This is a genomic window from Dolichospermum sp. UHCC 0315A (genome assembly GCF_008121535.1).
Lineage (GTDB): Bacteria > Cyanobacteriota > Cyanobacteriia > Cyanobacteriales > Nostocaceae > Dolichospermum > Dolichospermum lemmermannii.
In genome coordinates, this window is sequence record NZ_CP043056.1 from 5,230,436 (window position 1) to 5,256,380 (window position 25,945).

Consider the following 25,945-nt stretch of genomic DNA (forward strand, 5'->3'; position numbering starts at 1 on the left):
TCATTACAATTAACTACCAGTTTTTAAAACTCTATTTCATTAACAAATTCAAAGTCTATCTGGCATTTCCAAAAAGCCCTTTGGCTTTGGTGAAGACAGGTTTACAACCTTACTCCCGGAAACAGTTGTTGTTTTAACAATTCATTCTCAGTAGTCAAATATTTAACCTTATCACCGGAAATAGAGGAATCGGCGTTTTGGTAAGCGAGTTTGTAAACAGCGATAGCGAAGCGCTGCTGCAAGCAGTTCGCCCACTGATTCATAGCAGTCAAATAATCCCCTGGAATATCGGACACATCGAGAACCCCGTCATCAACAGATTCAAGAATTGCGGTGATTAGGCTTTTTTCATTTCTTTTAAGATCCATGTTCTCAGTCCGCCACTGACGTAATAAATCGCAAACCGTGTCAGAACTACCACCAATGCCGTAAATGTATTTTAAAGCTGATTGCACACTACGGATAACAATACCGACCTTGTTCTTTTTCAACACAGCACAAGCAATATCAACCATTTGTTTAGTAATACTATTGTACTGCTTGGTTTCGATATCAAATCCGGTGAGGTCGAGTTCCTGGAATGTTGTTGGTAGTTTCATAGCGCACCTTACTATCTATACAAAGTATGTAAGGTTAACTTTACATTGTCAAGATTAAGAATTATCCTCATGAGGAAAAGCCAGTGCAAGTTCAGTGAGGGTGCATTCAAGCCCACATTCCGCACCCCAAAATGTTACAGAGGGAAATTACGGAGATGAAAATCAAAGGGAGCATCAAAACAAACAGATAAAGTGAAAAAAGGCATTTGAGAAACAGTAAATCACCAAAAATGTCATCAAAATCTATTCTCAATAAGAAGCAATAAGAATGCACACCACCTGGAGAGGTCAATAGATAAGTGAAAGAAGATATTCAAGAAACAATTATAAGTTAGACTAATCAATTAAAGTAAAAAACGAAATTATAGACATAGTAAAATGGAGCTATAAATCAAAGAGATTAGCTCATCTTTACAAGAGAAATTAAATTGATAGAGATGATAATTAGCTGACTAATTGATAGTAACGTAAACAATCATCTGGTAAAAGACTCAAGATAAAATCTCTGTCCTTATTCCAATTAGAAATATGTTTCTCCTGATTGAGTGTAACCAAATGAATACACTGAAAGCATTGAAAAATCCAGCGTAAAGTAGGACGATTAGTTGCTTTGCCTAATTGATTTTTAATTGTTGATTTAGACTCCAAAAGAGCATTTCTAATATGACGTTGAGCCAAAGTATAAACCAGTAGACATAAACCCATAATCATTCCCAAAGACTCTATTCTCTCAGGACTTTTGAGGAAAATACTGTCGGCAAAAAATAATGGGTCTTTGAGAAAACCAAACCCCCTCTCACATGACTGCTGGGCTTTATATTCACTTAGCATAGAATCATTGCTTAGTTCCTGTGAATCTAAAACATTTGTCGCAATAATAAAACGTCCCGCACTCAGCAATTCTGTATTAATTTTACTTTCATCCTGGGAGACTGTAGCTGATATTTGATAGGATATTTCTCCTGAAGTATCTTTTTTATTAGATTTTACTTGAGTCACCGTACTTTCGTGAATTTGATGATATTTGAATTGTTTTGATAATTTTGATAATGCCTTGATAGCATCTGCAACACATGCAAATCTCTCTTGTGATAACTTTTTCAAATCTTGCACAGCTTTTGATTCTGCTTTGGTAATTTTTTGTGTGAGCTTATGCAGGTCTGATTCTTTTCTTTCTTGACTTTGCACTACTAACCATCTTTGTTCTATCCCTGCATAATTTTGGATTTTTGATGCTAATTTATATCCTGGTATTGTACTATCAATAAATTCTGATTCTGCTAATGTTGATATTAATGTTTTTGCTGCTTTTATGCTTAATGGTACTCGACATAACCAACGTAATTCTGACATCATTTTCAGGTTTGATTCTGTATATAAAGCAGCGTCAGCAACCATGAGACTATTAACTTCTAATTGTTTTTGATATTCTACTGCTATTTGACCAAAACATGATGAATCTGCTTGATTTCCCGATGCTAGTTTTAAAAATATTGGGATGTCTCCATCTCCTGAACATATCATTTCTATGATGAATTGTTTTAAATCTGGTCTATGGTCACGGGAATAACCGTAGGTGATGGTTATTTCTTTTGGTGATTTTACTGCTAATTCTTCTAATTCTTGGTTATTTCCTACTTTTTGACTCTCAAATATTACGAATGGTAAGCTAGTGTTATACTGCCCATGCACGTGCATTGATGATGAGTCTAGATGTGATGTTGATAGTGATACTCCAAATTTTTGAGCAGCTTTTAAGGCTATGATAAAAAAGATTGTATCTAAGCCTTTTATAAACAGTTTATCCATGACTCTCCCCAATTTATCGTCGTTAAGATATTCTGGTTTTACTCCTGTTCCTATTAGATGCTCACAGGCGATTGTTTCAAAATATTGGGGAAACATATATAACGGTTTGGAGACAAATCCTAACCCGTTTATTATCATGGCTTTTACCACTTGACCTGCATTTACTTTTTCGTCTTTTTCGACTCCTATTAATTCATTTATTATTTCTACTATTCCGATTGAATCTATGATTCCTGCTACTATCCCTAGATGGTCTATGTTCTCAATTTCTATTTCTTGAGGTTTTAATTTCACAACAGTTTCCTCTAATACTTCTGTTGTCATCAATTATTTCTTATTTGGTTATCAATTCATTTTTTTCTTTTGTTACCAAGTTTCACTTTATCACACCACGTCCCTTTTAATGCTACTTATTCTTATTAAGCATCTTAATTTTTGAATTGGCTTTAGTTATTATGTACTACTTTAAGGGCTTTTTTGATCTGTGACAGTTTGGGGTGCGGAATGTGGGTTCAAGGATTTCGATAACTGCCAAAGTTTCTGCCGGGGATAATTTAGGAACTGCGTGACCGTTTACCCAAGCACTTACAGCCTGTCGTGAAAGTAGACGACCGGAAATGGTACTCCAGGCATCTTGTACAAGTTCTACAAACTTTTCCTGAGTTAAACCCCTACGTTCCAATAGTTTGATAAACTTGGTTCTTTTTGCCATTCAAGCTAACCTTAAAGTAAGGTTCACTTGGCATTATGACATATATAGAAAAATCTATGATTAAAATATAAAATCCTTATACAAGTAAGCAATAGACAGCGTTTTATTAATCAATAAAGTCAATGAACTTAAACTTAAACCGAGCATAACAGGGAACACAATAATACAAGCAAACTAAGACTTTCTGATCAGATCGGCAATGGCTAACATGATGTTTGATAATTGTTCTGTAGAAGCCGACTGAATATTAATGAAATTGGTAGCAGTCACCTGTGCTTGTCCAAACGTTACCTTTAATCCAGTGTCGCCCAATAACCCCTTAATTAGTTTGGCTTTAATATCTGAACTCATATCAGAAGCAAGCTGTTCCAACAGGGCAGATTTTTCCTGATGCTCCAGTTTATCAACTAGATTTTTGATGATATTGCTAACGGCTGTGTCATCCAATTGATGGCATTGATTAAGTATTTGCTTCAAAATATCTTCAGTCACCCTGATACTCTCTACTTTTCTGTTGTTGACCTGTATAGATTTGTTGATACTTGAATATTCTAGCCCTTTCTTCTAGGAATATCCTATCAACACTATCGCTTAATCAATGTTTACAGTTTTAAATTAGCAAATATTGGTACTATTATGCACTTTAGTTATCATAGTATATTTTGATTGAATCCTTAGACTTAACATTATTGATAGTATTTGCACTTAGTTCTTGACAAGTCTTAGCAGATGTGAAATCTACGGTCTATAGAGATTAAGGTTCTAGTATTTTGATGCGGAAAATAATACAAGAATACTACAAATTATTGAATTTTAGGACTATCCACCACAAAGGACTGGATAATTGTATTTATATTCGGTTTTAAGCGCAAACTTTTTGGTCAGATGAGCGCAGTGATAATGCCAGTGCTTGCATTATATCTGCTCTATCTTCTTTACCTAAAAACGGAATCAATTGCGCTATTTCCTGACCGTTCAAATATTTCACCATTTCTTCTGGCTGGACTTTGGTTTTTATCCCCAGTTTTGTCAGTGCTTCTTTCCGAATATCATCGTCTAAGCAATCCAAAATGCTGAAATAAAAGCCAGCATATAAATCTTCTTGAAGACCCTTCATTAACCGACTTAAAGAACTACCGCTGACTCCAGACATTTTAGATATATTGACTGCGGTTTGTCCCCGTGCGATCGCTTTGTTTAATGCGTCAATTAAAATTTCTCTGTGATTCATATTGCGTTATAGGTATTTTAAGATTATATTTAGTTTATAGCAAATTAGATATTTACTGCCAATAGTACCACAACAGTATCAAACTCTTTTCGCTCTAGCGTCTAACTTAGAAATTTCCATAAGTTACACACCAACGATTTTAATCTAATTACCTTTAGTTTGCAATGGGGGGCAGTCAATTTCTAAACAAATGGATCAGGTTTCTTAGTTTACGCCACTGCTTTAGCTTTTTCTTTGTTTTGCGCTGTTAAAGAATGGGCGATCGCTTCCAACACTCTAGCTTTTTCCTCTGGAGGTGAGCTTGCCGCAATTGCCGCTAAGTCAAAGTTCACCATCCCTAACTTAGCCAAAGTTGCTGATTTGATGTGTTGGGGCAATGAATAAACCAGCTTAAAGAAATCTCCAGACCTTATATCTTCTCTTTCTCTAGTTAACAACCGTGAAATCATACTATTGTTTACACCGGACGCGCGAGAAAGTTTGGCATTGGTCATTCCTTCACTAATTGCCTGTTCTATCGCCTCAATTAATATTTCTTTAGGTTCTATCATTGTTATTTAGCAGAATTATAGTTTATATTCTTGTTATATAGCAAAAACTAATTTTTCGGCAATGGGGGGAACTTAAATTCAGTTGTAAAGAAATACCTTAACCATAAACAGTGGCTAAGGCAAAAAGCAAATTTAATAAATTTCTTAACCTAATTATGACTCATAACCAGGGATTTTTCCACTGTCTCCAGTCCAAACTAGGAGATTGTTGGACTTCAGCATCAATAAAACCGGATTTACTGGACTTTTTTACCAGTGTTTTTCTACAGTCCACCGCGTTGAAAGTATTATCAAAAGTGCTTTTCAAGCGTTTAGAGTCTGACTGTAGTGATAGCTTGCGTGGCATAGCCATACTCACCAAAATTTTTCAACCAGAAGCAATAACCAGTTATTTACTCTCAATTACTTTGGGGGTGCATTAGCCATGACTACCAAAACTCGCACTGTTCGTTATCCACAACCAATCGAGGAATCAAGAATGCAAGGTTATTTCATGATTTCTAAGCGTGACGCTGCTTTGGTAATTACCAACAAGTTAACTGGTAATCAATGCCGTCTTTGGATCTATTTAATGCTTATTGACCCGTTTGCTGATTATACGACCGATGGTGAAATCAAATATCATGATCTCCCTTCTATCCCAGAAATTGCTGTGGCTATAGGTAGTTCAGTAGAAGCTGTTGAAAAGGATTTCAGAAAACTTCGTAGTCTAGGGCTTTATGAATACCGCACCGTAGTCATTCAGGGTCATAATACCACCGCCGCTAATGCTAGGGCTGAGGCCGATAGGTTAAAATCTCCCTCTAAATCTAAGCCCAAACCCAGTCAGGATAATCGTTCGGCTTATTTAAGCCCCGAAGGAGCTAATTTAAGCCCCGAAAAAGATTATTTAAGCCCCGAAGGAGCTAATTTAAGCCCCGAAAAAGATTATTTAAACCCCGAAGGAGCTAATTTAAGCCCCAATCAAGAGTTAGAACCATTGCCAAATCAGGATTCCACCGCTCCTCAGACTAATCAAACTAATCAAACTTACCAAGACTTTCTCTCAGACTTATCAGATAGCGAGAGAGAGGATTTTGAAAAATTTGGTTTAGATAAAGCCAATAGATTACCTAACGCTCCAACATTGCCCCAAAGATGGATTGAAGTGCATTTTGAGGAATTGCGATCGCAGTGGGAAAAATCCCAAGGTAAAGTTTCCACCACGCAGGCCACGAAATGGGAGAACCACCCACAACGAGAAGAGTGGTTAAACAAAATTCGCACTATGGGGTATGTAGCTTTCTACTTTGAAGACAAAGCAGAAGAAAAAGAACGTCGCAGCTTTTATAAGTGGGCTGACTCTAATAATTTGATTTGGATAAATGAGTTATGAATCTTAGTGATTTACCGCAATTTGAACGGATGCCTTTACAAGCACCTCAGTCCCAGGATGAAAAAGAGATTTTTTACCCTAAATGGACTTGTTTTTGTTGCCAAGACTACGGAGTAATAAATCGCAACTTAGCTCGAAAAATAATACCTAACTACAACAGTTCAGAAGATAAATGGCCAGTCTGCCAAAACCCAAACTGCCATGCTTTTGAGCAAAAATTTGGAGCTAATATAGGCAGTGAAAATTTTGATATGCGATTTTCTTCACTGGTTTGTCAAAAGTTGGATTTAATCGAGCGTCAGAACTGGCATAACACAGTACAACGTCAAGTTGATATCCGCGCCTTAACTAAAACAATGGCAATGCCCGGAGTCCCTGACCGCACAGACAATGACAACCGGGAAATACAAGAGCGCAAAAAAGAAGTTGAAAACTTTGACTGGGAAGCAGCTTCAACAGCGTATTTGGGGAGTGAGTAACTATGAAAACCAGTGTACTAACTACACCTTGGAATTACCCTCAAAACTGGCATGAAGGTTTCTATGATGGTGACAAGATTATCTGGAAAGACTGGATCATTCCCGTTACTGACTACATCAAACAACGGTATCTAAGTCCTGTTTGGTATTTAAACCAACTCATTGAACATTGGGAATTGTTGGGAGGAATAACTTTATTCCTAAGTGATGGATCAGCAGCTTCCACAGCAGAACTCAGTCAAGCCCTCACCACTGAAATATCAGTTGTCAATCAAGCAGTGGAATTAGGCTTTTCAATGGGGTGGTTTGATGTCGGTGACAAAATTAGCAAAATTAGTTTGATTTTCTTAGAGGAAAAATGCGACAACTCGATTTATGCTCCGGCGTTGGTGCAGGTTTTGCAATTGCCGGACTCCGCGCAGGTTGGGAACTTGTGGGAATCTGCGAGAACGATAACTACTGTACAGACATCCTCAGTAAACGATTCCCCGGTGTCCACAACTACGGAGACGTGCGAGGTTTACCAGTTCAAGACATCAGAGGAATTGACGTTATTACAGCTTCAGCACCCTGTCAGCCCTTCTCCATCAACGGTAAACGATTGGGAGCAACCGACGAGCGAGACTGTTTCCCCGCAGTGCTGGAAAGTATTACCAGAATCCAGCCCAAATTCTTTTGTATCGAAAACGTTACCGGATTACTCACCTGTCCCGACTACCCAGGACAACCAACAGGGTCATATTTTAGGGGCGTGGTCACAACCATTGACAGCAGCGGGTATGATGCGGAATGGCTTTGTGTATGTTCAGGACACTTTGCAGCCCCCTTTCTTAGACAACGATTACTTTTGGTTGGAATCTCCCGGTGCATTAAGCTCAACTGGGAACGGACGACCCCCTGGACAAACCAAGCTAGAAACACAATTGAAAAAGCTGGGACTGTTGCACAAAGGCGAAGTGCTAAACCCGGTTATCCTCAGCGAGTGGTACGATATCCCGCCGAGTTGGCTAGACCCCTCGGAGTCCCGTCCGGCAACGGCACTATTAGAAAACAAAGACAGGCAGCAGGAAATCTTCTTGATCCCAGAGTTGCCGCCATCGGAGTTAACAGAGTTCAATACCTTGCCACAATTGCCGGGGTCAATAACTACTGAGAAATTCTTAGAGGAAAACTTAGATACTGAGGAATTAAATCAAGAAACTTCACTTACTGAGAAATTCTTAGAGGAAAGTTTAAGTACGGATAAATCTAATGCCTGTGGTTGTTTATATCAATATATAGAAAATAAGAAATTAAAGAATGGAACAATAGTTAGTTATCCCCGTGTTGAAGGTGAACGAGATAAGCATAATTATCTACATTGGCGTTGGGGGTATAGTTGGGAGGAAAAGATTGATGGCCAGTGGAAAAACCGTTCTCTGGGAGTTTCCACGAAAATAGTTACCCAAGTTGCCAACATGATATACAACGGTAATTCTGTACAAAATATCAGGGAGTTTATAGCACTCAGTAAAAACTACAGGAAATCTGATAAATAATCATTTTCCTCTAAGAATTTTTATCCGCTAATTCCACAGCGGGAACTTAGTAAATTTAGTAACTGGGATTCCTTGACTTTGTGATGCGTGTGAAAGAATGTATATTAAAACAAAAAATAAGTTTGGATAAAAGTAAGATATCCAAACAGAAAATATCAGGGGGTGGGTGGGATTTTAAAATCCTTGCCCCAAAAACTCATTGACTTTTATTGTTAGTATCACGAATTTTAACTATGATAGCTTCTAACAAGTTTGCTGTTTCATCTTTACTGTTAAGATTAAATTGATAAACAGTATTAGCATGGACTTGAGAATTTCCCATTGTTACAGAGCAACTATTATCGTCTTTGATAGGAAATAATTTCTTTACCAACTTAGCTTTTTCATCTATAGTCAAATGTTCAGTAGCAATTTCCAAAAATGCTAACTTTTCTTCACCACTTAACTTATCGTAATGATCTCTGTCCATTGGGATTCCCTGGTAATAACTCCTATAATTATCCTATATTTTATTTAAAATATCAATAAATTTAAAAGTAGTTATGTAAAGAAGTGGATTTAATTGATAGAGATTATTTATGGTCGTGCTACACCATAACAAATAGAGCAAATTTTACAGGAATTAAAGTTTTATAGAGGTTTTGGGATGACTAACTTAATTACTTTACAAACAATATTTATTAAAGATGATGTTTTTATCAGGTTAAATAAGTTAGACAATCACTTAAAACAAATTCAGTGTTTATTACTGGATTCTAATAATAATGATGTTGTCAAAAGTTTAATTAGAGAAACTATGTATTTTATTGAATGGATAGCCCCTGATATAGAATTTAACTATGCTTTTGAGTTAGCTAATTTAGTTCAGAAGTTTGGAATAACATAGAAGCACGAAATCAAATTATTGATGAACTTGGCAGTTGGAATGACCGTGTTTTGCAAATGTCACAATTACTTGTTGTATAACATTATGACTCAACCATCTTTACCACAACCACAATTAGAACCCAAGGGTATCACCTTTGACCAATATGAGGAATTTACCCCAGGAAAACTAGAACTGAGTAATGGATATCTGGGGTATGGTGGACAAGATAATCTAGGTTTTCATTTGTCTATACTTACGAATATGGGGTTATTAGCAGCAGTACGAAATACCAATTTATCACTGTGGATAGAAGCACTTGACCATGTGGTGAGAGAAAAACTACAAAATGTTAATAGTGAACCAGAAGTAGCAGAAGCAATGTTAAATAGATTTAATCAGGCAATGTTAGATTTGGAAGCAGTGATAGATTATTTAGGGGAATAACGTACCTTTGGGATTTTCCTCTAAGAAAATTTTGACAGTAGGATGGAACAAAGGAAATGTGGGGGCAACCTTTCCAACATTCTTAACCAGCGATTCCACCAGCGGTTCGCTATCGCACCTTTTCCCAGTAGAATTTATTAAAGGCGATTCCTACGGAGCGCTTCGCTATCGCTGCAATTGCCCGAATACTCAATTAGCAGGCGTGTTCTTGTGGAGTTCATCACGGTTGATATGGCCGTTTGTGACTTCAATGATCTTCGGCAATAAGAGTTTTTTAGCAGAAAACTCCGATTCTGTGGGGATTTTATCCTAATATCTGACACAAAATGATATAGAAAACAACATATTTATTCATGAATCTTAACAAAGAATGCAGGTTCTCTCACCTGTTTTTAAATTTTGTTTACATAGCTATGCTGTTATGTAACAAAACGTTAGTGCTGACAGTATTGTGATATTTTGGTTTTGAGTTGGGAGCGATCGCTTGCTGCTCAATTGTGCAGTTAGCCCCCAGTTGTGGGAACTCTAATTTTGTTGGACAAAATTGATTTACTGTTAGGAGGAAAATTATGGATGAAGCGGCAAAAGCTGCGGGTGCAGCAGGTGCTGGCGCGGCAGCAGGATATGGTGTAGTTGCTGTAACTGGTGTGACTGCGGCTGGTATGGTTGGTGGTGGTGCAGGTTTTGGAGCAGCAGCCGGTCCTGTTGGGGCGGCAGTTGGGGCATTAGCAGGACTTGCTACCTATGGAATTTATCGAGTCATTAAAGGTTAGGTAAATTCATCGCGTTTTTCCACTGAATCTTGCCCTATCTAGTTCTAACTGGATAGGGCAATTGCGTGTCAGGCTAAGTGCGATCACCGTTTGGGAATAAGTTGAAATAGCGATCGCCATTTATGAATAAGTTGAATATATAATAGGTGAAAAATTTTATGATACCGATGATTCCTTTTTTATTTGGTGTTATAGGTCTTGCTATTGGTGCTTTTGCTGCTTATGCTGCGGGAGATAAGAATAGACAAGCAGCTAAACATTACAAAAAAGTTGCTAATGAATTAAGTGATAAATATACCAATTTAGACAAAGGATATCATCAACTTACTGATGAAAACACCAAAAAGATTGATGAATTAAATCAGGCTAGGGAAGTAATTGCACAAAACACACAAATTATTGATGAATTAACGAGTAGATATGAAAATATAGAGCAAGAATATCATCAAATAGCTGATGAGAATAAACAACATCTTGATAATTTAGCTAATTCTCAACAATTAATTACCAAAAATAAACAATTTATCAGTGAGTTAAATGATAAATATGGAAATTTACAGAAAAAATATGATCAACTGACTGCGGAAAATACAACGCAAAAAGAATTAATTGCAGAAAAAACCAAAATCATTGATGAATTAATTGATAAATACGCCAAGTTAGAGCAAGAATACCATCAGTTAGCTACTGAAAATACACAATATATTGATGCTTTCACTTATGATAGTGACTTAGTTGATTTATTGGTTGCATTTGAAAAAGAATCTGTAGGATTTGCGGTGAAATTACACCAATGTGTTATTTCATTAATGTGCGAAATTGACAAAGAAACTACGGCAGAATCTATTGATGATTTGAAATCATTAGTAGAGGAAGCTAATCAATTTCTTAAAGAAATAAAAGAGAACTTAATTATTATTCCTGATGATTATTATGAGACGCTGTTAGATGAAACGCTTTTAGAGAGTGTAACGAATAACCATAGAGAACTATTACTGGAAAATATTCTTAGTGTTGATTTAGGTAGAACCAGTACAAAAGCCTGTGTTAGTCGTGAGCCAGGTAATGTAGCATTTATTCCTGCTAACATCAAGCAAATCTCATTTTCAGACACTTTTTATCATGATATAGACAAGTATAGAATATCTCTTGATCCTATTGATCCTTTAATGGATGTATGGTTAGTACATCAAGGTAGTGGCTATATTCTAGGACAAATGGCAGCAGAATGTGGCGCAAATTTAGGAGTTGGTCAATCAAAAGTAGAGGATGCGTTAGTAAAAGTGTTAGCTGCGGCTGGTTATTTTAAACTCAAAGATGAAATATCAGTAGTGATAAGTTTACCTTTCTTATCTATATACCAATTTGATAGAGAGAAAGCACAATTGATTAGTATGATTACCGGACCTCATCTATTTAATTTTCGGGGTGAATCTGTATTTTTAAATATCACTAAAGTATGGATAATGCCAAATGGTTATGGTAGTTTACTGTGGTCAGAAACTCAACCAAATAAACCCATTACAATGCCTGATTTGACAAAAATATGTCTGGGAATTGTTGATATTGGACATCAAACTATTGATATGGTTATGGTGGATAATTTCCGCTTTTCTAGAAATAGTTCTAAGAGTGAAGACTTTGGAATGAGCAAGTTTTATGAATTGATAGCTTGCGATATAGAAGGTGCTGATAGTCAATCATTAAGATTAATTGCTGCTGTTAATAAACCAAAGGGTGAAAGATTTTACCGTCCCCAAGGTGCTTGGAAAGCTACGAACTTAGATGATTTTATCCCCAATTTAACAGAGCAGTTTTCTAGAGAAACTTCTTCCCGTATCCTTGCTTGGTTGCCAGAAGGGGTAACGTATGTAATTATTACAGGTGGTGGTGGAGAGTTTTTCTGGGAAGATTTGCAAAGGTTGTTGAAAGAACATCAGGTAAATGCCTATTTAGCCGCACCTTCTCGCCAAGCTAATGCTTTAGGGCAGTATATTTATGGAGAGGCTCAATTATCTGCTTCTCGCGCTTTTAGGTCAGAAGAATGATCAATGATAAAATAAACCCTTAACTGTTGATGTACAACGGTTAAGGGTGTAAATACTTATTTAGACTTTGGTAAACCTCCTCTGAATCTCAGTTCAAGTTCCATTTTTATGTTTGTTGACCGAGATTCGGAGTTACTGATATCAATTACATGGATGGAAAAATTCAAACCAGCAATTGAAGCCAGTAAGGCAGTAATAGCCAGACGTTTACCCAGGGGTAATTTTTGCAACATTATTAAATTTATTCGTTGCGTACAAATGAGTCTAAACGCACTGTGTACTGTCCCTTCTAGTCAAGAATATCACAAGATTTGGATTTCTTAGAATTATGATGTTCATTAATTACAATAAATATCTACCCACTTAACTATATTGTCTCTATGCAATAAAAGAATAATAGGTTTTTTTAATGGCTCTGTATGACGCTTGTTATCATCAGTACCGTCATAAAGTGAAATTCTTAGCTCATATTCTTCTGATATCTCATTTTTTAAATACTGAATTGCGTTATCTAGTTTTTTCTCCATTAACTTATATTTGTTCAGGTTTTTCACCATCATAATTTGTACCTACTGTAGTTTGATTTGTTCTGTATTTTCTCTATCGTAGATAAAAACTAATACATCAGCTATACGGTTGACCGTATTTTATAGCGTAAATTCCGTAATTTTACTAATCCAGTGCGATCGCTGTTTAGGATATTGGTTGGGAGAGCGATCACTGAAAATTGTGGTAGTTATGAGCGATCGCTATATTGAGTTCAACCAGGATACGCGCAAAATAGGACACGTTGTAAATAAATGTTGCAAAGCGTGTTTTAATTAAGTAGCAGTTTAGCTTCTCTTCCATCCTCCTCTTCCAAAGTCTTCATAGAGTAATCACTTAAGCCACAACGCTGTAATACCATCTCCATATCTTCATCGGTGAGAATATCAAATATACTGTTTATATTTTCGCTCAATACATTTATAATATTCATCCAATTCATCCATTCAGTATAAATCTTTTTTCGTGGAAGCTGTTCTATTAACTGTTCTCGTGTATCTTCCGATTCTAAGAGGCATTTTATTTTTTCAGAAAATTCAATTTTGTTATCAGCTTTTACTAGCCTAAATTTAGCTATTAGCATTAAAACTTCTTGAGCAATGCTTTCATCTGTTATATCATCTCTAACAAATTTATTTTCTTTTCCAGGTATATCAAAAGCTTTTTTAACACAATTTATTACATAAAATAATGTAATATCATCTTCTTTATTTAATGGGAAAAATATCTTTTCTAACATTGGAAGAGATAAGTCTTCATATTTATCTTTAAAAAAAATGTATTCTCGAAAAACTTCTTCCTGTATTTTTCTCCTTACCCATTGCCATATTTGTCGAGTTTGATTGACATCTGTATAAATAATCAAATGTTCGTAAGTATATTTTGTTAATTCACGCTCTATTCGACAACGAGTGACAACATTGGGAATTTCCCCAAAACTATCAGGCTGACAAGTATAAATAACCATACCGCGCTTTTCAGCAAAAGTATTAAGAATATAAATTTGGCTATTAACTGAGAGTTGCAAAGGATAACTTTTGTAATAGTTCCATCCCAGTGCTTGAATAAAAAGAGATAGAAAATCAAATTCTTTTAAGTATTTGTCCACACAAATTGGATCGAATTCCATCGCTTAATTTTCCTTTGCAGAGAATAAGCCAAGAGAACATATAAGTTGAGGTTCTTGTTGCTCAAATTTATTATCAAATTCACAAAGGCTATCTTCTCTATGCAATTTAAGGACTAGATTTACTAAATCTTTACTACTGATTTTTAAATTTAGTCTTTGGTTGAGAGTTTTATTTGCCGATTGTTGCAATGGAAAGCGGTAAATTTCTTCAATAACCTTTTGTATTTCTTGAGAATCAATCTCTGTTCCTGCGGTTTCTAGAAAATGTTGCTTCAATTGTTCATAAGTACGAAATCTAGCACCTTTTTTTCCACCTAGCTGACCACCAACATTTTTGCCTTCTTCAATTATTATTTCGACACTACGCCGTACTAATTGATGATGGCGTTCATCTGCTTGGCTAGGAGGTGTATTTGGATCACAAGCAGCATATCTTAAAATCTTTGTTGGAGACTGAGTGACAACATTACCACTCTGGTCAATCCATATCAATGATAAATTGTCTTCAGCAACCTTGAACAATAAAATAATTCCTTCTGATGACAATGATGGAACTGAACGAGTTGAATAAACTACGCTTGGCAAATTTTTAATTGTCTTCTTAAGTGATGGATTTCCATCAGTTGCATTTTTCCAAATTTCGTAAGCTTCAGAGATTAGATCAACCTCAGTATCTTCATCACTATCCAAAGTTCCTGACTTCTCATTGTAAAGGTCATCTAGAATAACTTGTTGATTTTTCTCATCTTCAAAAAAAATTTCATCAGTGCCTATTACTTCTGCATTTTCTCGCAGTCTTTTGTGAAGTCTTCCTCTCAAATTAATAATTTGCTCTACTCCATCAGCAGGGAGAAAAGAGTAGCATAATATCTCTGGTGATTGCTGTCCAATCCGATCTACTCGACCAGCACGCTGAATTAAACGAATAATAGCCCAAGGCAAATCATAATTAACAATAATGGCAGAGTCTTGAAGATTTTGACCTTCACTTAATACATCTGTAGCGATTAATATTCGCAATTCTTCATTTATAGAAAATTCATGCTGGGCTTTTTCATTACTTATAGGACTAAAACGCCAAGCAGTGCCTGTTGGATCATTTGACTTCCCAGTTACTTTTTCTACTTGGGTAATATTTCTGTTTTTAAGTTTTTTATGTAAATAATCAACTGTATCTGAAAATTGAGAGAAAATTAATACTTTTTCTAACGGATGATCTATTTGCAGTAGTTTTATTAATGCCTCCAATTTTTCATCCTTTTTAGTTGATAAATTATTATATTCATTAAGAATATTATTGAGTGCTTCTGCATCATCAAGTAAATCGTCTTTCAATTTTTTACTAAATAGTGTTGGACGCAACCATTTAAATTTATGCTTGTATTCGTTCACATATTTTTGGTAAATAACAGCAGCCTGATGCGTATAATTACTATTCAATTTTAATAAATTTTCATCAAGATTTGTAAATGTAATATCCTTGTCTTCATCATTAATTTCTGTTATTAGCAATGCAATATCTTGCGTACCGATTGGAATGTCTAAACCATTTTCAATCGCGTATAAATAAATATAATTTCGCAGAATATGACGTTTAATTGATAAGATGAAAGAATCTGCACAACTTTCTAATCTTTTAAATAAATTAATTCTACAAAATCCTAAAACTTGTTTTCCTGCACGAGATAATCCATCTATAATATCTTTTTCTTGTGTAGTTAGTATGTGTTGTTGACAAGATAAAATATAATTGCGTAAACCATAACGAGGTAAATTTAAGTCACTAATTACTTGTATAACTTTTTCTGAATAAAGTAGCGCATAGGGATCATTATCAGGAGTACCAACTTTAAATTTGATAGTTTTCGGTAGCCTTTCAGGGAAATAGAAGCGGTTGCCATCTGGCAATTTTAAATATGCACGATTCAATTCATCTTGTGTGGTGTAGTTATCTTTGATAAATTTGCGGGTGCGCCGTACCATAAAAAGCCTCATTAAATCTCGCCAATCTTGAGGATAATTGCTTTTCTCAAACGCAGAAAGTGAAGTAATTGAACATTGATGTAATTTTAAAAATTCTATTTCTCCTATCTCACTTATTAGAGATTCTGGTCGGATAAATACATTTTTATCTTCTGGTATAAACAAACCTAATTGTGAAGATAAATCTAAATATGTCTTGTTATAAGGCGTTGCTGATAATAAAATACATTTACTTTCTGTCTCTTTTATATATTCTCGTATAGCTTTGTATCGTTTACGTTTTCTATTTCTTAGATTGTGGCTTTCGTCAATTAATACCATTTTGAAACGAGCTTGTATATTTTGTAGTTTCTCTTTCTTAACTTGGCTAAGAGGTAATATTTTAGCACGCATACCGTATTTATCAATATACATCTGCCACATTTTTTCAAGGTTTGTAGGACATATAATTAAGGTACTAATCCCATATTTTTCCTCAAAAATACGAGTTAGAACTGTTGCAACTAAAGTTTTTCCTAGTCCAACTACATCACCAATTAAAACACCTCCTCGCTTATTTATTTTTTGAGCGGCAATTTGTACAGCAGCTTTCTGAAAAGCAAATAAAATATTTTCAAATTCACGGGGAATACGAAACTCTGACAGACTATTTATTGCTTCTGATGAGAGGTGATATGCTATCTTTAGATAAATATGATAAGGTGTAATTTGTCTTTCTCCAGCCCAACTTTCATCAATTATTTCTACTAACTCTTTAGATATATCAATACACCAGTTATCGTTCCAGTGACTATCAAATAATTTTTGCAATTCATCACAAGCATCGTTTTCTAAAACCTCAATACTTGCCTCTAGTTTTTTGGTTATTCCTGATAGGGTTATATTGTTTGCTCCAAGGAATGCAAATACCGAATTGTTAATACAATAAGAGTATATTAGGTAGAAATCAACGTGAATTGGATAAGGTAAAAACAGTTTGACAATGACTTTCTTAGTTTTTAACTGGTTACTAAGAAGCCGTAAACTAGCTTCGTCCTTGTTTGTAGGTATACCAATAGTAAGCTGTTGACGAAAATTAGATAGAATATGTTTTTTCAGATTGTTAGCTCTTCTGTTATCAATATAGTTTTCAATCGCTGGGGGAGAATAGGCTGAACACACCTCATCTTCAGGTATATTCGGTATACCAATCAGTAACTGGCAACAGTTGTTTTCACCTCCATGAAATTTTTCAATCAAATCACCAATTTGCTGCCATCCTCTAAGATTAAAATAGGCTAAACAAAATTTAGCTTGATAAGAACTAGCAATGCTTTCTCTTAATCTAGGTAGTAGATGCTCTTGTGTGTTATTAAAAATATTAACCATTTATGATATATATCCTATAAAGTAGAAATTGGCTAGATTGTGCCAAAAGGGGAAATTTGTATTTTAAGAAAACCTTAAAAAGTTGAAATCCTTAACTATCATTAGTTTCGGCAAGTGTAATCTCAATGAAATTTTTTTATACTTAAGAAAAATGATCGGTTAAAAAATCCAAGAAAGTTGAACATCAAAAAATCTTTAATGACAAGGCTTTTGGCGGTTTTTCTGATTTGTTAGCGGACAAAACTCCTAATTTGGCACAGTCTAGCCATACATAAACTGCAAATATTTATCATTCGTCCAAATATCCGTGTATTGCTTTTCTTCAAATGCGGTCTGATCATTAGTAACTTGTTTACCTTTTAAACTAATCTTCTTTTTATAATCAGCTTTAGAATCAAAAGGAGGGTCAATATAAACTAAATTAACCTTGCCCCTAAACTCTTTCAATAAATGACTCATTACCTGAAGGTTATCACCCCAGAAAATATTATTTATCCATCCATCAACTTCATTACCGTGCCTTTCCTTTAACTGAGCAGGATAATAAACTGTAGAAGTAAAGGGACGTTTACCCTGCCAACGAAGCATAGGATAGCCCTTAATCGGCTCAAATTCATAATCTTCAACTGAGTCTATTTTTTTAGTATCGGTTAAGTTAAGATTGAGTGCTGGTTGGTTAGTCATTTTAGTTTTTATCCTTCAATATAAAAGCTTTTCTTTATAAGATGTTGAACAGAATAAGCATAGCCAATGCCTACATTAGCAGAACGTTTAATCTCATTGGCTATTCTCAGTAAATTAAAATTGCTATGGATGATTGCTCTAATTAGTGGCGTTATATGATTTCTATCATCTAGAATATTGTGTATTTGCTCATAAATTTTTAACTCTTTCTCCAGATTTTCATGCTTGATAAATATATTTGTATTCTTCTCAGAAAGATTTTTTAATTCACATTCTAGTTCTTCAACTTTATCATTTTGTTTATTTATGAAAGATTGGTTTTTATGACCTAAATCCATTATCTTACCTTGAATAACTGAATACATCGTGTCAAAGTTTTTAGTTAATCCAGATTCTTTTTGTGTAACAATACCAATCACCTTAAGTAAGTCGGCGCAAAGAAACCAAACTATGTAAAGATAAGTAAATACGGAAAATAAATCTAGTGAGGTGATTAAAATATGGGTGCTCGTTTAAGGGTATTTTTAACTCGTGAGCAAGATAAAACCCTGTTGAACCTAAGAACAAGGGATTTGCCGCAAAAAGTCAAAGATAAAGCCGAGGTAATTAGGTTAAATTCACATGGTTGGTATGTAGAAAAAATAGCTGCTCATTTTGACTGGACTCCTCAAACAATCAGAGAAATCTTACATAAATGGGAAAAACAGGGTATAGAAGGACTTTGGGAACTACCTGGTCGAGGGTGTAAACCAAAGTATGGTGAAGAAGACATAGTATTTTTGGAAGAATGCCTAAAAAAAGAACCACGAACATATAACAGTGTTCAATTAGCTCAAAAATTAGAAAGCGAACGCCAAATTCAATTGAGTCCCGACAGATTAAGACGGGTACTCAAAAAAAGGGGGTCATTTGGAAACGAGCTAGAAAGAGTCACAAAGGAAAACAAGACCCCAAAAACAGAGAAATTAAGCAAGCAGACTTAGAGATGTTGACACTATCTGCGGCGGCTGGAGAAATAGACTTGAAATATTTGGATGAATCAGGGTTCTGTATGTGGAGCGAACCAAGTTATACATATTATCAGCGAGGTGAGCAAAAACATTTAGAACAAACAAAGCGTCGTGGACGGAGATTAAGCATTATTGGGCTGATTCAACATGAGGTTAGCTTTGTTTACGGTTTAGTTATTGGTGGTGTTAATCGCAAATCTTATATCCAAATGATGGAACAAGAAGCGCAAGAAGCCGAAAAAAACGGACGAATAAGAGTGATAGTGCAGGATAACGGTCCAATACACCGATGTAAGGAAGTGCAACAGTTATGGTCAAAATGGGAGAGTCAGAACTTATATATCTTCTTTCTGCCCAAATATTGCTCGGAAATGAATCCAATTGAATTGGAATGGCAGCATCTCAAAAAAGATGAACTATCGGGACAAATGTTTGAGGACGAGTTAGACCTTGCTTATGCCGTAATGAATGGGGTTAAAGCCAGGGGAGAAAAAGGACAATACAGTACAGAACGTATTAAATTTAACGAACATACTTCTTCTTAACTTTTCGTTACATAGTTATAAACTTTTCCGCCGACCTACTTAGATGTGTTTGGATTAATGAGTGGACTTCCTGAATTACTATTATTAACGCTTGCGTCAAGTTGTATAATATCAACCCGATGGTTTTCATGAAAATAAAAGCATGAAATAATTCCCTTATGGCAACTAAGTTGAGAATGTTCTAAATGATGTCCTAAGAAGAATATATCTTCTCCTACTCTTTTATTGTCATGAGTTTCAAAAGAAAAATTATATAAACCTGCTTCTTTTAGTTCAGGAATGTTTAAAATAATATAATCTTGCTTTTCATGAAGTTGAAAATCCTTAATAAAATCACCTTCTTCGTTTTTATACCCCTTATTAGTTTTGCCTGAAAAATGTCCGTCTTCATCACGTTCTAACTCAATGATTCCCTTTAAAGGTTCATTAATATTACTATCATAAGTTCTCAAAATAATCTTTGAATCTTTTGGTGCATCATATATAACATGATAATTTGTAACTAAATAACCATTAACCATAAACCCAGTACCAGATGAAACTCTTTTTCCATCTACCACATGAACTATATGAATAATTCCTGATTTTACTTCTTCTATAATATCTGGTATATAACCTTTCATTGTCATTACTCCTTAAAATACCAATTTTTAGTATCACAATAAAACTTCATATCGCAGGACTTACAGATTTTAATAGGGCGTTCAGGAATGCTAAAATCCTTCTGTTCAATCCGATGCACCACCTTATCAAAAGTTTCAATAGTGCTATTAATAGACTTAGCATCAACTGAAAAACTAATATAGGGATTCCCCGATTCTTCGCTAGTGTAATAAAGATGGGTTTTACTCACCTTTAAGCCTGTTCTCTCCTCCACAATATGAGCATAAACTTCTAACTAACGACGATAACGGTTAATTTTATCCCTATCCTTGAGGTTGTTCCCTTCTTCACTGACAGTATTAATCCATCTCATCAAATTTTCTGTTTTGTTCCACGCACTCTGTTGTCTATCTCCAATTACTAAATCAAGATTAGCGATCGCTTGATAAGTAGATAATTGTTTGTAGAGAAAATACTGTTGATCAAACAATGTTCACGTAAATTCCTTTTCGCCTTATTTTCTAAACTGCTAAATACTTCTGCAATAATTCCTGACCTTGTTCCCCCCATTCCCCCAGCTTCTGCTCAATCTTGTCCATAGCCATAGGTGAAGGCTGCGATCGCTCATTTTCCCAACGGTTAACAGTGCCATAAGTCACACCTAGATAAGCTGCGAACTGTTCTTGAGTAAGTCCAGTCAACAGGCGAAACTCCCGAATTAGCCCCCCAATTTCGGGTTGTTTGACCACCAATGGTCCTTTTAACATCTGGTTCATGCCTGATGTAACGAGTAATATATCTTTTGACATAATAAGCACATTCTAAAAAAAAGGCAATAGCAAAAACAGCTAAATTCAGGAAAATTTGCTGATTTCTTGTTTTTCCTCATTTTTGACTTGTATAAAGTCGAAATATGCACTAAGTAAGTCCAGTGTCATCTACCAAAAGATAGATATTAAATAAATGCCTACAGCGATTTCTAGGGAGCGATAGCTACGCTGATCAAAGGTATCGCTTATTGCTTTCCATCCCTTCAGAATCAACTATCCTCAAAAATCCATTCCCGCCCCGCTTTTTCTGCTGCTTCTGGGGTGTAATAAAGTTTGCGTTCACCAAACACCTCACCACCAGCAGTAATTAACCGAAACTGCCAACAATGGGCTTCTGTATAGAATACCAACAAGGTAACATTATTAATAATGGTAACTGAATCAATTTTCGTAAACATTGCCGTTTTAGTATCTAAATTAATCAAAACTTCTCCGTATTTAAAAATAGGTTTTTACTTTAGTTAAAACATAGAGTATTGATAAAAAAGTAACTATTTAAAGTTAAAATATTAGATAGACACAAACAAATTAAATTAGAGAAACCGAGCTTGTAATAACAATTTCTAGTATAGCATTTTATGAACAAAAATGAAATCACTGCTAATTACGATGAATCTTGGAAAGAAGCATTAAACGAATATTTTGATAGTTTTTTATCCTTCTTCTTTCCTGTGGCTTATAAAGCAATTGATTGGACAAAACCACCGGAATCACTAGACAAAGAACTGCAACAAATTACAGCGTCGTCAGCAACCGAAAAACGCATTGCAGATAAACTGTACAAAGTTTGGTTATTGGATAAAACACAAGTATGGATTTTAATTCATATTGAGATTCAAAGCCAATATGATGTTGACTTTGAAGAACGGATGTACACTTATAATTACCGTGCCTTTGACCTTTATCACCAATTTGTTGTGAGTTTGGCAATTTTAGGAGACACAAGTTCCACTTGGCGACCTAACAGTTATCATCAAGCCATGTTAGATTGTGAATTAAGTCTGAAGTTCCCTATTGCTAAACTCCTGGACTATGAATCACGGTGGAATGAACTAGAATCAAGTGATAATCCCTTTGCTATCATAGTAATGGCACACTTGAAAACCAAAGCCACCACAGGGAATTTAGCAGAACGGGAACAATGGAAATGGACATTAATTAGGGGACTTTACGAGCGAGGCTTAACAAAAGAAAAAATTGTTACCCTTTTTAAGATAATTGATAAAATGATGACATTACCCAAAGAATTGCAACGAGGATTAGTAGCTAAAATCAAACATTTAGAGGAGGAAAATCAAATGCCTTTCATTAGTCCAACAGAAGAATTAGCAATGGAACGCGGTGAACAACAACTAATTATTCGGCAACTAAATCGGCGAATTGGTGAAATTAAATCATCATTCATTGACACAATTCGGACATTAACAATTGACCAATTAGAATTACTCGGTGAAGCACTCTTAGATTTCTCCTCTGTCACTGATTTAGAACAATGGTTAGAAAGTAACTCAGAGTTTTAGAAAACAAAACCCCACGGTTCACTAATTACTGTGGGGAAAACTGAGAAACCGGAATTAGTGAAAATTAAATTATTATTCAGAGGGAACAGGAAGCAACAGGGAACAGAAAAACTCATGTTTAAAAACATGAGATTGAAATAATGGCACTGTTTTTTTGTGCTACACATCTTTTAAAAACATCTTTTTTTTGACTGAGCTTTAAACTCAGCAAATGAGTGTTTCTTATTATTAACTTTCTTGCTTAGAGGTAATTAATGAATTACTTCTATCTTGATTATTTGTTATCTTCAGTCGTGATTAATTGCAGTCCATAATTAGCGGCGATACGTGGTAATCTTTCCATGTCTGCGGGATTTAGGGGAGGAGGAAATAAAGGATCTTCTACCTTTGTCCCAACTTCAGCAAAAAATTTCTCTAACCCCCCTGGTGTTACCCAAACTAATGCTTTCACTGGAGTCTGGCATTTATTAATATAGCAATTCCCATGTAAGTGAGGTACAAGAAGTCAGAATTAAACGCAGATGAACGCAGATGAACGCAGATAATTTTGTACCTCATTAGACTAGGAAACGCTATAAAACTGTGTATTTTTCCTTTAGGAATATGGACAAAACTACCAGCACTGGCAATGTAAGTTTTTTCTGCAACTTGAAATTCTATTTCCCCTTCGAGAATGTAGAAAGACTCGTTTTCTTGTTCGTGATAATGGGGTGGTGCGCCACCTTGGGGTTGAAAAACAACTTCTAAAAGTCCATAAGCACCTAAAGTAGCTGCCGATTGGACTTTAATGGTGTCGGTTCGCAGACTAATTGAAAAAATTTCAACGGAATAATCAGGGTTCTAACTTACCTTGTCGCAGACAAAGTGAAAATCTGTCACGGAGTAGATGAAAAATTCCTACCAAAATCGCGGACTAATTGAAATTTTCTGCCAAATGAGGATAAAAGTTCGCAACTCATTACAAGCTTTGGAGAAACACTTCTATAATTAGCGATAGCGTTCGCAAAGCGTCCCGGAGGGAATTAGCGCTCCGTAGGAATCGCTCGCTCTCAGGGTACGAAATAATAAGGGTTACACAAGTATATTTTCAATTAGTCCGCGTCAATTTTCACTTTGTCTGCGAACCGACAACTACCCTAGACAAAATTCTTCAGGGAAACTTTCAGGCTACAATATTCGATATCAACTACAGATATCATGCCTACCAACAAGACCCCACCCAGCGAAATGATCCGCGTGCCTAATGTACTAATTCCGGTAGTACGGCAACTAGCAAAAATCCACCGCGACGGTCACACAACAGCCTTACTGCAAGGCTTACAGGAATTGATAGCGCAGTTCGATAGCAGTGTAAAACTAGAAGCAACCAGTGAATTACAGCAGGTGGAGGAGAAACTGGGGGAACTGAAAACGCACCTTTGCCAACAAGATCAACAGGTGGCCACTAAATTAGAAGTGCTTGGTAAACAGTTAGAGAAAATTGAAAAAGCAATAGTTTCTGGTAGATATAGCGGTGGCAACTCTAGACAAAGGTATTCAGGATATCAGTATCAACAACAACCAGTAGAAATCACATCTTTTGCCCCTGAGAACTTAGCGCAACGGTTGGGGGTAACACAGCAGAGTTTAACTACAGAATGGGAAACCAAAACTGAGCAGGAATTTATTAGTTGGTCCAGGAATCGTGACCCCAGTAGTTTGGGGTGGAAATTAAATGTTAAAGATGGGTTGTATTATCCGGTGAGACAGTAGGGGATAATATCTTCATTTCAGAGTTGTCTGTAACTATGAATAATGATTCAACTAACTCATCAATGAGTTTACCGTCACTGGAACGTTTAAGTTGTTTAATATCTACGCGCACTTGTGAACCAGCTTCTACCTTTTCCAGTAGAAAGTCAGAATATTTTTCAATTGACTGTTTAACTTGCTCCTTTTTCTTCCAGACTTGAGCCTCATGAAGCATACTTGTTACCCCAATAAATTCCTCTCCAGTTTTTTCATGAAAGTCATTATAATTGAATCTCACAGCATAAGCTTTGACTTCTGGCATTAACTGTAAGATGTATCCTAATTGTTTTTCTGGCTTTACACCAAACCCTTTAGCCATTTTTTTTACTTCTAAAAACTAACTACTAATAAAATATTATCACTTCCGTCGAGGCACACTAATTGCCTGTACAGCCCGTTGTTTAACTTCCTCGCCCCGGCGGTCATATCTAGAAGTGAGTTCCGGTGAGGCATGACCGGCTAATTTCTGGACGGTAACGATATCAGTAGAATCTAATAACTCAGAAATAAAAGTTCTCCGAAAATCATGGGCAGAAAAGTTAGTGACACCAGCTTCTGCACCCCGTTTTTCCAAGATGAATAATACCGCTTGGGGTGTCAGTTGTCGCAAAGTTACCGCCCCGGATTTATTAATGTGACAGATTAAAGCCCCAGATTCCCGGCCTCTAATTTCTAACCAGTCTTCGATAGTTGGTAAAACTCCATCTGGCAAATAAACAGTTCTATCTTTACCACCCTTACCACTGCGAACTTTAACGCTCCCAGAATGGAAGTCACTCAACATTAAATTTACCGATTCCCCCCGGCGTAACCCCGCACCCCGCAAAATTGCTATCAAGGCCGCATCCCTATAACCAATGGGAGTAGGGTCATCAAAACATACTTGCATCAGGGCATTAATTTCAGTTTCAGATAAAAAACGCCCCTTGAGTTCCTTAGACAGCTTAATACTAGCGACATCTACCGCCCTGGCAAAATCCCTAGCGTCCATTAATTCAAGTCGTAATGCTTCTTTCAAGACTCTCCTTAACGCACTCAGCATTTTATTAGCTGTGGCTGGTGCATATCTTTCCATTAGTATACACCGTAATAAAGCTGTATGTTTATAACGCAGTTCAGCCCAATTTAACGTTAGTGCATCACATTCATTGCTGGTGAGGATACGAGCGATCGCATTCAAAGATTGCCTCATCGCGGAACGAGAACCAGGGGATAAATTGGAGAGATAGACAGCAGCGGGGTGTTCAGTTAGGGGGGTGGGTGCAGTCAAAGCTAGGGAATTGACAACAGTTATTTCACCAATTTCCGGGGATTCATTCATTTACTTATCCGAATAAGCATTCTAGCTAGTTATATTCTGATAAGTAATATTGTAATTTGACCTTTTCCCTCAAGAAAATTTATTTGGTGTTGATGGGGTAATTTCTGTGGAGCGCTTTGCGATTCCCAGCAGCGCTTCGCTCTCTAACTCTATAAAAATTTCTCCCTCTAAAATCTATTTGGACTTGA

34 protein-coding genes and 1 pseudogene are annotated in these 25,945 nt (G+C 35.9%); 13 read left to right on the forward strand and 22 right to left on the reverse strand.

The window, feature by feature from the left end; genetic code table 11:
• Positions 1 to 101: 101 nt before the first annotated feature.
• The 6 genes from BMF77_RS24740 to BMF77_RS24770 form a co-directional block, all read right to left on the reverse strand.
• Positions 102 to 599 carry a hypothetical protein gene (locus BMF77_RS24740; protein ID WP_148766572.1) on the reverse strand — a complete coding sequence of 166 codons (498 nt, stop codon included), beginning with the start codon at positions 597 to 599 and terminating at the stop codon, positions 102 to 104.
• A 444-nt stretch (positions 600 to 1,043) separates the two neighbouring features.
• On the reverse strand, positions 1,044 to 2,732 hold the full coding sequence (locus BMF77_RS24750) for an IS1634 family transposase (protein WP_148762023.1): 1,689 nt from the start codon (positions 2,730 to 2,732) through the stop codon (positions 1,044 to 1,046).
• Between the two features lie 136 nt (positions 2,733 to 2,868).
• A complete protein-coding gene (locus BMF77_RS24755; RefSeq protein ID WP_148766574.1) occupies positions 2,869 to 3,120 on the reverse strand; it encodes a transcriptional regulator in 252 nt (83 codons plus the stop codon).
• Between the two features lie 174 nt (positions 3,121 to 3,294).
• A complete protein-coding gene (locus BMF77_RS24760; protein ID WP_148766576.1) occupies positions 3,295 to 3,612 on the reverse strand; it encodes a hypothetical protein in 318 nt (105 codons plus the stop codon).
• A gap of 370 nt (positions 3,613 to 3,982) precedes the next feature.
• A complete protein-coding gene (locus tag BMF77_RS24765; protein WP_015081654.1) occupies positions 3,983 to 4,351 on the reverse strand; it encodes a hypothetical protein in 369 nt (122 codons plus the stop codon).
• Positions 4,352 to 4,560: 209 nt separating this feature from the next.
• Positions 4,561 to 4,902 carry a hypothetical protein gene (locus BMF77_RS24770; RefSeq protein WP_148766578.1) on the reverse strand — a complete coding sequence of 114 codons (342 nt, stop codon included), beginning with the start codon at positions 4,900 to 4,902 and terminating at the stop codon, positions 4,561 to 4,563.
• Between the two features lie 155 nt (positions 4,903 to 5,057).
• Between BMF77_RS24770 and BMF77_RS27505 the strand changes: the two genes are divergently transcribed.
• The 5 genes from BMF77_RS27505 (at position 5,058) to BMF77_RS29125 (ending at position 8,294) form a co-directional block, all read left to right on the forward strand.
• On the forward strand, positions 5,058 to 5,324 hold the full coding sequence (locus BMF77_RS27505; protein WP_148766580.1) for a hypothetical protein: 267 nt from the start codon (positions 5,058 to 5,060) through the stop codon (positions 5,322 to 5,324).
• Positions 5,325 to 5,326: 2 nt separating this feature from the next.
• Entirely contained in the window at positions 5,327 to 6,277 is a 951-nt protein-coding gene (locus tag BMF77_RS27510) for a hypothetical protein (RefSeq protein ID WP_210422261.1), read from the forward strand.
• Entirely contained in the window at positions 6,274 to 6,756 is a 483-nt protein-coding gene (locus tag BMF77_RS24785; protein ID WP_148766582.1) for a hypothetical protein, read from the forward strand. Before BMF77_RS27510 ends, BMF77_RS24785 begins: the two co-directional genes overlap by 4 nt.
• A 358-nt stretch (positions 6,757 to 7,114) precedes the next feature.
• Positions 7,115 to 7,909 (forward strand): DNA (cytosine-5-)-methyltransferase, encoded by a 795-nt coding sequence (locus BMF77_RS29120; RefSeq protein WP_148766584.1) that lies wholly within the window; start codon positions 7,115 to 7,117, stop codon positions 7,907 to 7,909.
• On the forward strand, positions 7,878 to 8,294 hold the full coding sequence (locus BMF77_RS29125; protein WP_210422262.1) for a hypothetical protein: 417 nt from the start codon (positions 7,878 to 7,880) through the stop codon (positions 8,292 to 8,294). The genes BMF77_RS29120 and BMF77_RS29125 overlap by 32 nt, the downstream gene beginning before the upstream one ends.
• A gap of 196 nt (positions 8,295 to 8,490) precedes the next feature.
• Here BMF77_RS29125 and BMF77_RS24800 read toward each other — a convergent pair whose 3' ends face one another.
• Positions 8,491 to 8,763, reverse strand: coding sequence for a hypothetical protein (locus BMF77_RS24800; protein ID WP_148766586.1), 273 nt, complete (start codon positions 8,761 to 8,763; stop codon positions 8,491 to 8,493).
• Between the two features lie 177 nt (positions 8,764 to 8,940).
• Between BMF77_RS24800 and BMF77_RS24805 the strand changes: the two genes are divergently transcribed.
• The 4 genes and pseudogenes from BMF77_RS24805 to BMF77_RS28335 form a co-directional block, all read left to right on the forward strand.
• Positions 8,941 to 9,180, forward strand: a complete 240-nt coding sequence (locus BMF77_RS24805) for a hypothetical protein (protein WP_246863029.1) — start codon at positions 8,941 to 8,943, stop codon at positions 9,178 to 9,180.
• 84 nt (positions 9,181 to 9,264) lie between these two features.
• On the forward strand, positions 9,265 to 9,606 hold the full coding sequence (locus BMF77_RS24810; RefSeq protein ID WP_148766587.1) for a hypothetical protein: 342 nt from the start codon (positions 9,265 to 9,267) through the stop codon (positions 9,604 to 9,606).
• Between the two features lie 569 nt (positions 9,607 to 10,175).
• Positions 10,176 to 10,379, forward strand: a complete 204-nt coding sequence (locus tag BMF77_RS24815) for a hypothetical protein (protein ID WP_148766589.1) — start codon at positions 10,176 to 10,178, stop codon at positions 10,377 to 10,379.
• 998 nt (positions 10,380 to 11,377) lie between these two features.
• A pseudogene (locus tag BMF77_RS28335) lies at positions 11,378 to 12,427 on the forward strand (ParM/StbA family protein); the annotation flags it as partial.
• A 56-nt stretch (positions 12,428 to 12,483) separates the two neighbouring features.
• On the opposite strand, the gene BMF77_RS27520 reads toward BMF77_RS28335, so the two are convergent.
• From BMF77_RS27520 to BMF77_RS24845, 6 genes are all read right to left on the reverse strand, one after another.
• Positions 12,484 to 12,660, reverse strand: a complete 177-nt coding sequence (locus BMF77_RS27520; protein WP_210422263.1) for a hypothetical protein — start codon at positions 12,658 to 12,660, stop codon at positions 12,484 to 12,486.
• 105 nt (positions 12,661 to 12,765) lie between these two features.
• Entirely contained in the window at positions 12,766 to 12,987 is a 222-nt protein-coding gene (locus tag BMF77_RS24825) for a hypothetical protein (RefSeq protein ID WP_148766591.1), read from the reverse strand.
• Between the two features lie 257 nt (positions 12,988 to 13,244).
• A complete protein-coding gene (locus BMF77_RS24830) occupies positions 13,245 to 14,102 on the reverse strand; it encodes a hypothetical protein (protein ID WP_148766593.1) in 858 nt (285 codons plus the stop codon).
• Between the two features lie 3 nt (positions 14,103 to 14,105).
• Positions 14,106 to 17,453, reverse strand: coding sequence for a helicase-related protein (locus BMF77_RS24835; protein ID WP_148766595.1), 3,348 nt, complete (start codon positions 17,451 to 17,453; stop codon positions 14,106 to 14,108).
• 261 nt (positions 17,454 to 17,714) lie between these two features.
• Positions 17,715 to 18,137, reverse strand: a complete 423-nt coding sequence (locus BMF77_RS24840) for a hypothetical protein (RefSeq protein ID WP_210422264.1) — start codon at positions 18,135 to 18,137, stop codon at positions 17,715 to 17,717.
• A gap of 8 nt (positions 18,138 to 18,145) precedes the next feature.
• Entirely contained in the window at positions 18,146 to 18,556 is a 411-nt protein-coding gene (locus BMF77_RS24845) for a hypothetical protein (protein ID WP_148766597.1), read from the reverse strand.
• Positions 18,557 to 18,637: 81 nt separating this feature from the next.
• Between BMF77_RS24845 and BMF77_RS28340 the strand changes: the two genes are divergently transcribed.
• On the forward strand, positions 18,638 to 19,120 hold the full coding sequence (locus BMF77_RS28340) for a helix-turn-helix domain-containing protein (RefSeq protein WP_246862970.1): 483 nt from the start codon (positions 18,638 to 18,640) through the stop codon (positions 19,118 to 19,120).
• Complete coding sequence (locus BMF77_RS28345; RefSeq protein ID WP_246863152.1) at positions 19,015 to 19,692, forward strand: IS630 family transposase; 678 nt, start codon at positions 19,015 to 19,017, stop codon at positions 19,690 to 19,692. Before BMF77_RS28340 ends, BMF77_RS28345 begins: the two co-directional genes overlap by 106 nt.
• A gap of 35 nt (positions 19,693 to 19,727) precedes the next feature.
• Here BMF77_RS28345 and BMF77_RS24855 read toward each other — a convergent pair whose 3' ends face one another.
• The 5 genes from BMF77_RS24855 to BMF77_RS24870 form a co-directional block, all read right to left on the reverse strand.
• Positions 19,728 to 20,315: a serine protease gene (locus BMF77_RS24855; protein WP_168204486.1), complete on the reverse strand. Its 588-nt coding sequence runs from the start codon at positions 20,313 to 20,315 to the stop codon at positions 19,728 to 19,730.
• A gap of 5 nt (positions 20,316 to 20,320) precedes the next feature.
• Positions 20,321 to 20,545 carry a hypothetical protein gene (locus BMF77_RS24860; RefSeq protein ID WP_210422265.1) on the reverse strand — a complete coding sequence of 75 codons (225 nt, stop codon included), beginning with the start codon at positions 20,543 to 20,545 and terminating at the stop codon, positions 20,321 to 20,323.
• 45 nt (positions 20,546 to 20,590) lie between these two features.
• Positions 20,591 to 20,785 carry a hypothetical protein gene (locus tag BMF77_RS27525; RefSeq protein WP_210422266.1) on the reverse strand — a complete coding sequence of 65 codons (195 nt, stop codon included), beginning with the start codon at positions 20,783 to 20,785 and terminating at the stop codon, positions 20,591 to 20,593.
• A 31-nt stretch (positions 20,786 to 20,816) separates the two neighbouring features.
• Complete coding sequence (locus BMF77_RS24865; RefSeq protein ID WP_148767216.1) at positions 20,817 to 21,062, reverse strand: DNA-binding transcriptional regulator; 246 nt, start codon at positions 21,060 to 21,062, stop codon at positions 20,817 to 20,819.
• A gap of 272 nt (positions 21,063 to 21,334) precedes the next feature.
• Positions 21,335 to 21,523, reverse strand: coding sequence for a hypothetical protein (locus BMF77_RS24870; RefSeq protein ID WP_148767218.1), 189 nt, complete (start codon positions 21,521 to 21,523; stop codon positions 21,335 to 21,337).
• A gap of 180 nt (positions 21,524 to 21,703) precedes the next feature.
• Between BMF77_RS24870 and BMF77_RS24875 the strand changes: the two genes are divergently transcribed.
• Complete coding sequence (locus tag BMF77_RS24875) at positions 21,704 to 22,645, forward strand: DUF4351 domain-containing protein (protein WP_148766601.1); 942 nt, start codon at positions 21,704 to 21,706, stop codon at positions 22,643 to 22,645.
• A 274-nt stretch (positions 22,646 to 22,919) separates the two neighbouring features.
• On the opposite strand, the gene BMF77_RS27085 is transcribed toward BMF77_RS24875, so the two are convergent.
• Positions 22,920 to 23,096 carry a hypothetical protein gene (locus BMF77_RS27085; protein ID WP_168204487.1) on the reverse strand — a complete coding sequence of 59 codons (177 nt, stop codon included), beginning with the start codon at positions 23,094 to 23,096 and terminating at the stop codon, positions 22,920 to 22,922.
• A complete protein-coding gene (locus BMF77_RS24880; protein WP_148767220.1) occupies positions 23,093 to 23,464 on the reverse strand; it encodes a cupin domain-containing protein in 372 nt (123 codons plus the stop codon). The genes BMF77_RS27085 and BMF77_RS24880 overlap by 4 nt, the downstream gene beginning before the upstream one ends.
• 378 nt (positions 23,465 to 23,842) lie before the next feature.
• On the opposite strand from BMF77_RS24880, the gene BMF77_RS24885 reads away from it, so the two are divergent.
• Positions 23,843 to 24,397: a hypothetical protein gene (locus BMF77_RS24885; RefSeq protein ID WP_148766603.1), complete on the forward strand. Its 555-nt coding sequence runs from the start codon at positions 23,843 to 23,845 to the stop codon at positions 24,395 to 24,397.
• On the opposite strand, the gene BMF77_RS24890 is transcribed toward BMF77_RS24885, so the two are convergent.
• Positions 24,363 to 24,755 (reverse strand): hypothetical protein, encoded by a 393-nt coding sequence (locus tag BMF77_RS24890; protein ID WP_148766604.1) that lies wholly within the window; start codon positions 24,753 to 24,755, stop codon positions 24,363 to 24,365. The genes BMF77_RS24885 and BMF77_RS24890 overlap by 35 nt on opposite strands.
• A gap of 39 nt (positions 24,756 to 24,794) precedes the next feature.
• Positions 24,795 to 25,757: a tyrosine-type recombinase/integrase gene (locus BMF77_RS24895; protein ID WP_148766606.1), complete on the reverse strand. Its 963-nt coding sequence runs from the start codon at positions 25,755 to 25,757 to the stop codon at positions 24,795 to 24,797.
• Positions 25,758 to 25,945 lie beyond the last annotated feature (188 nt).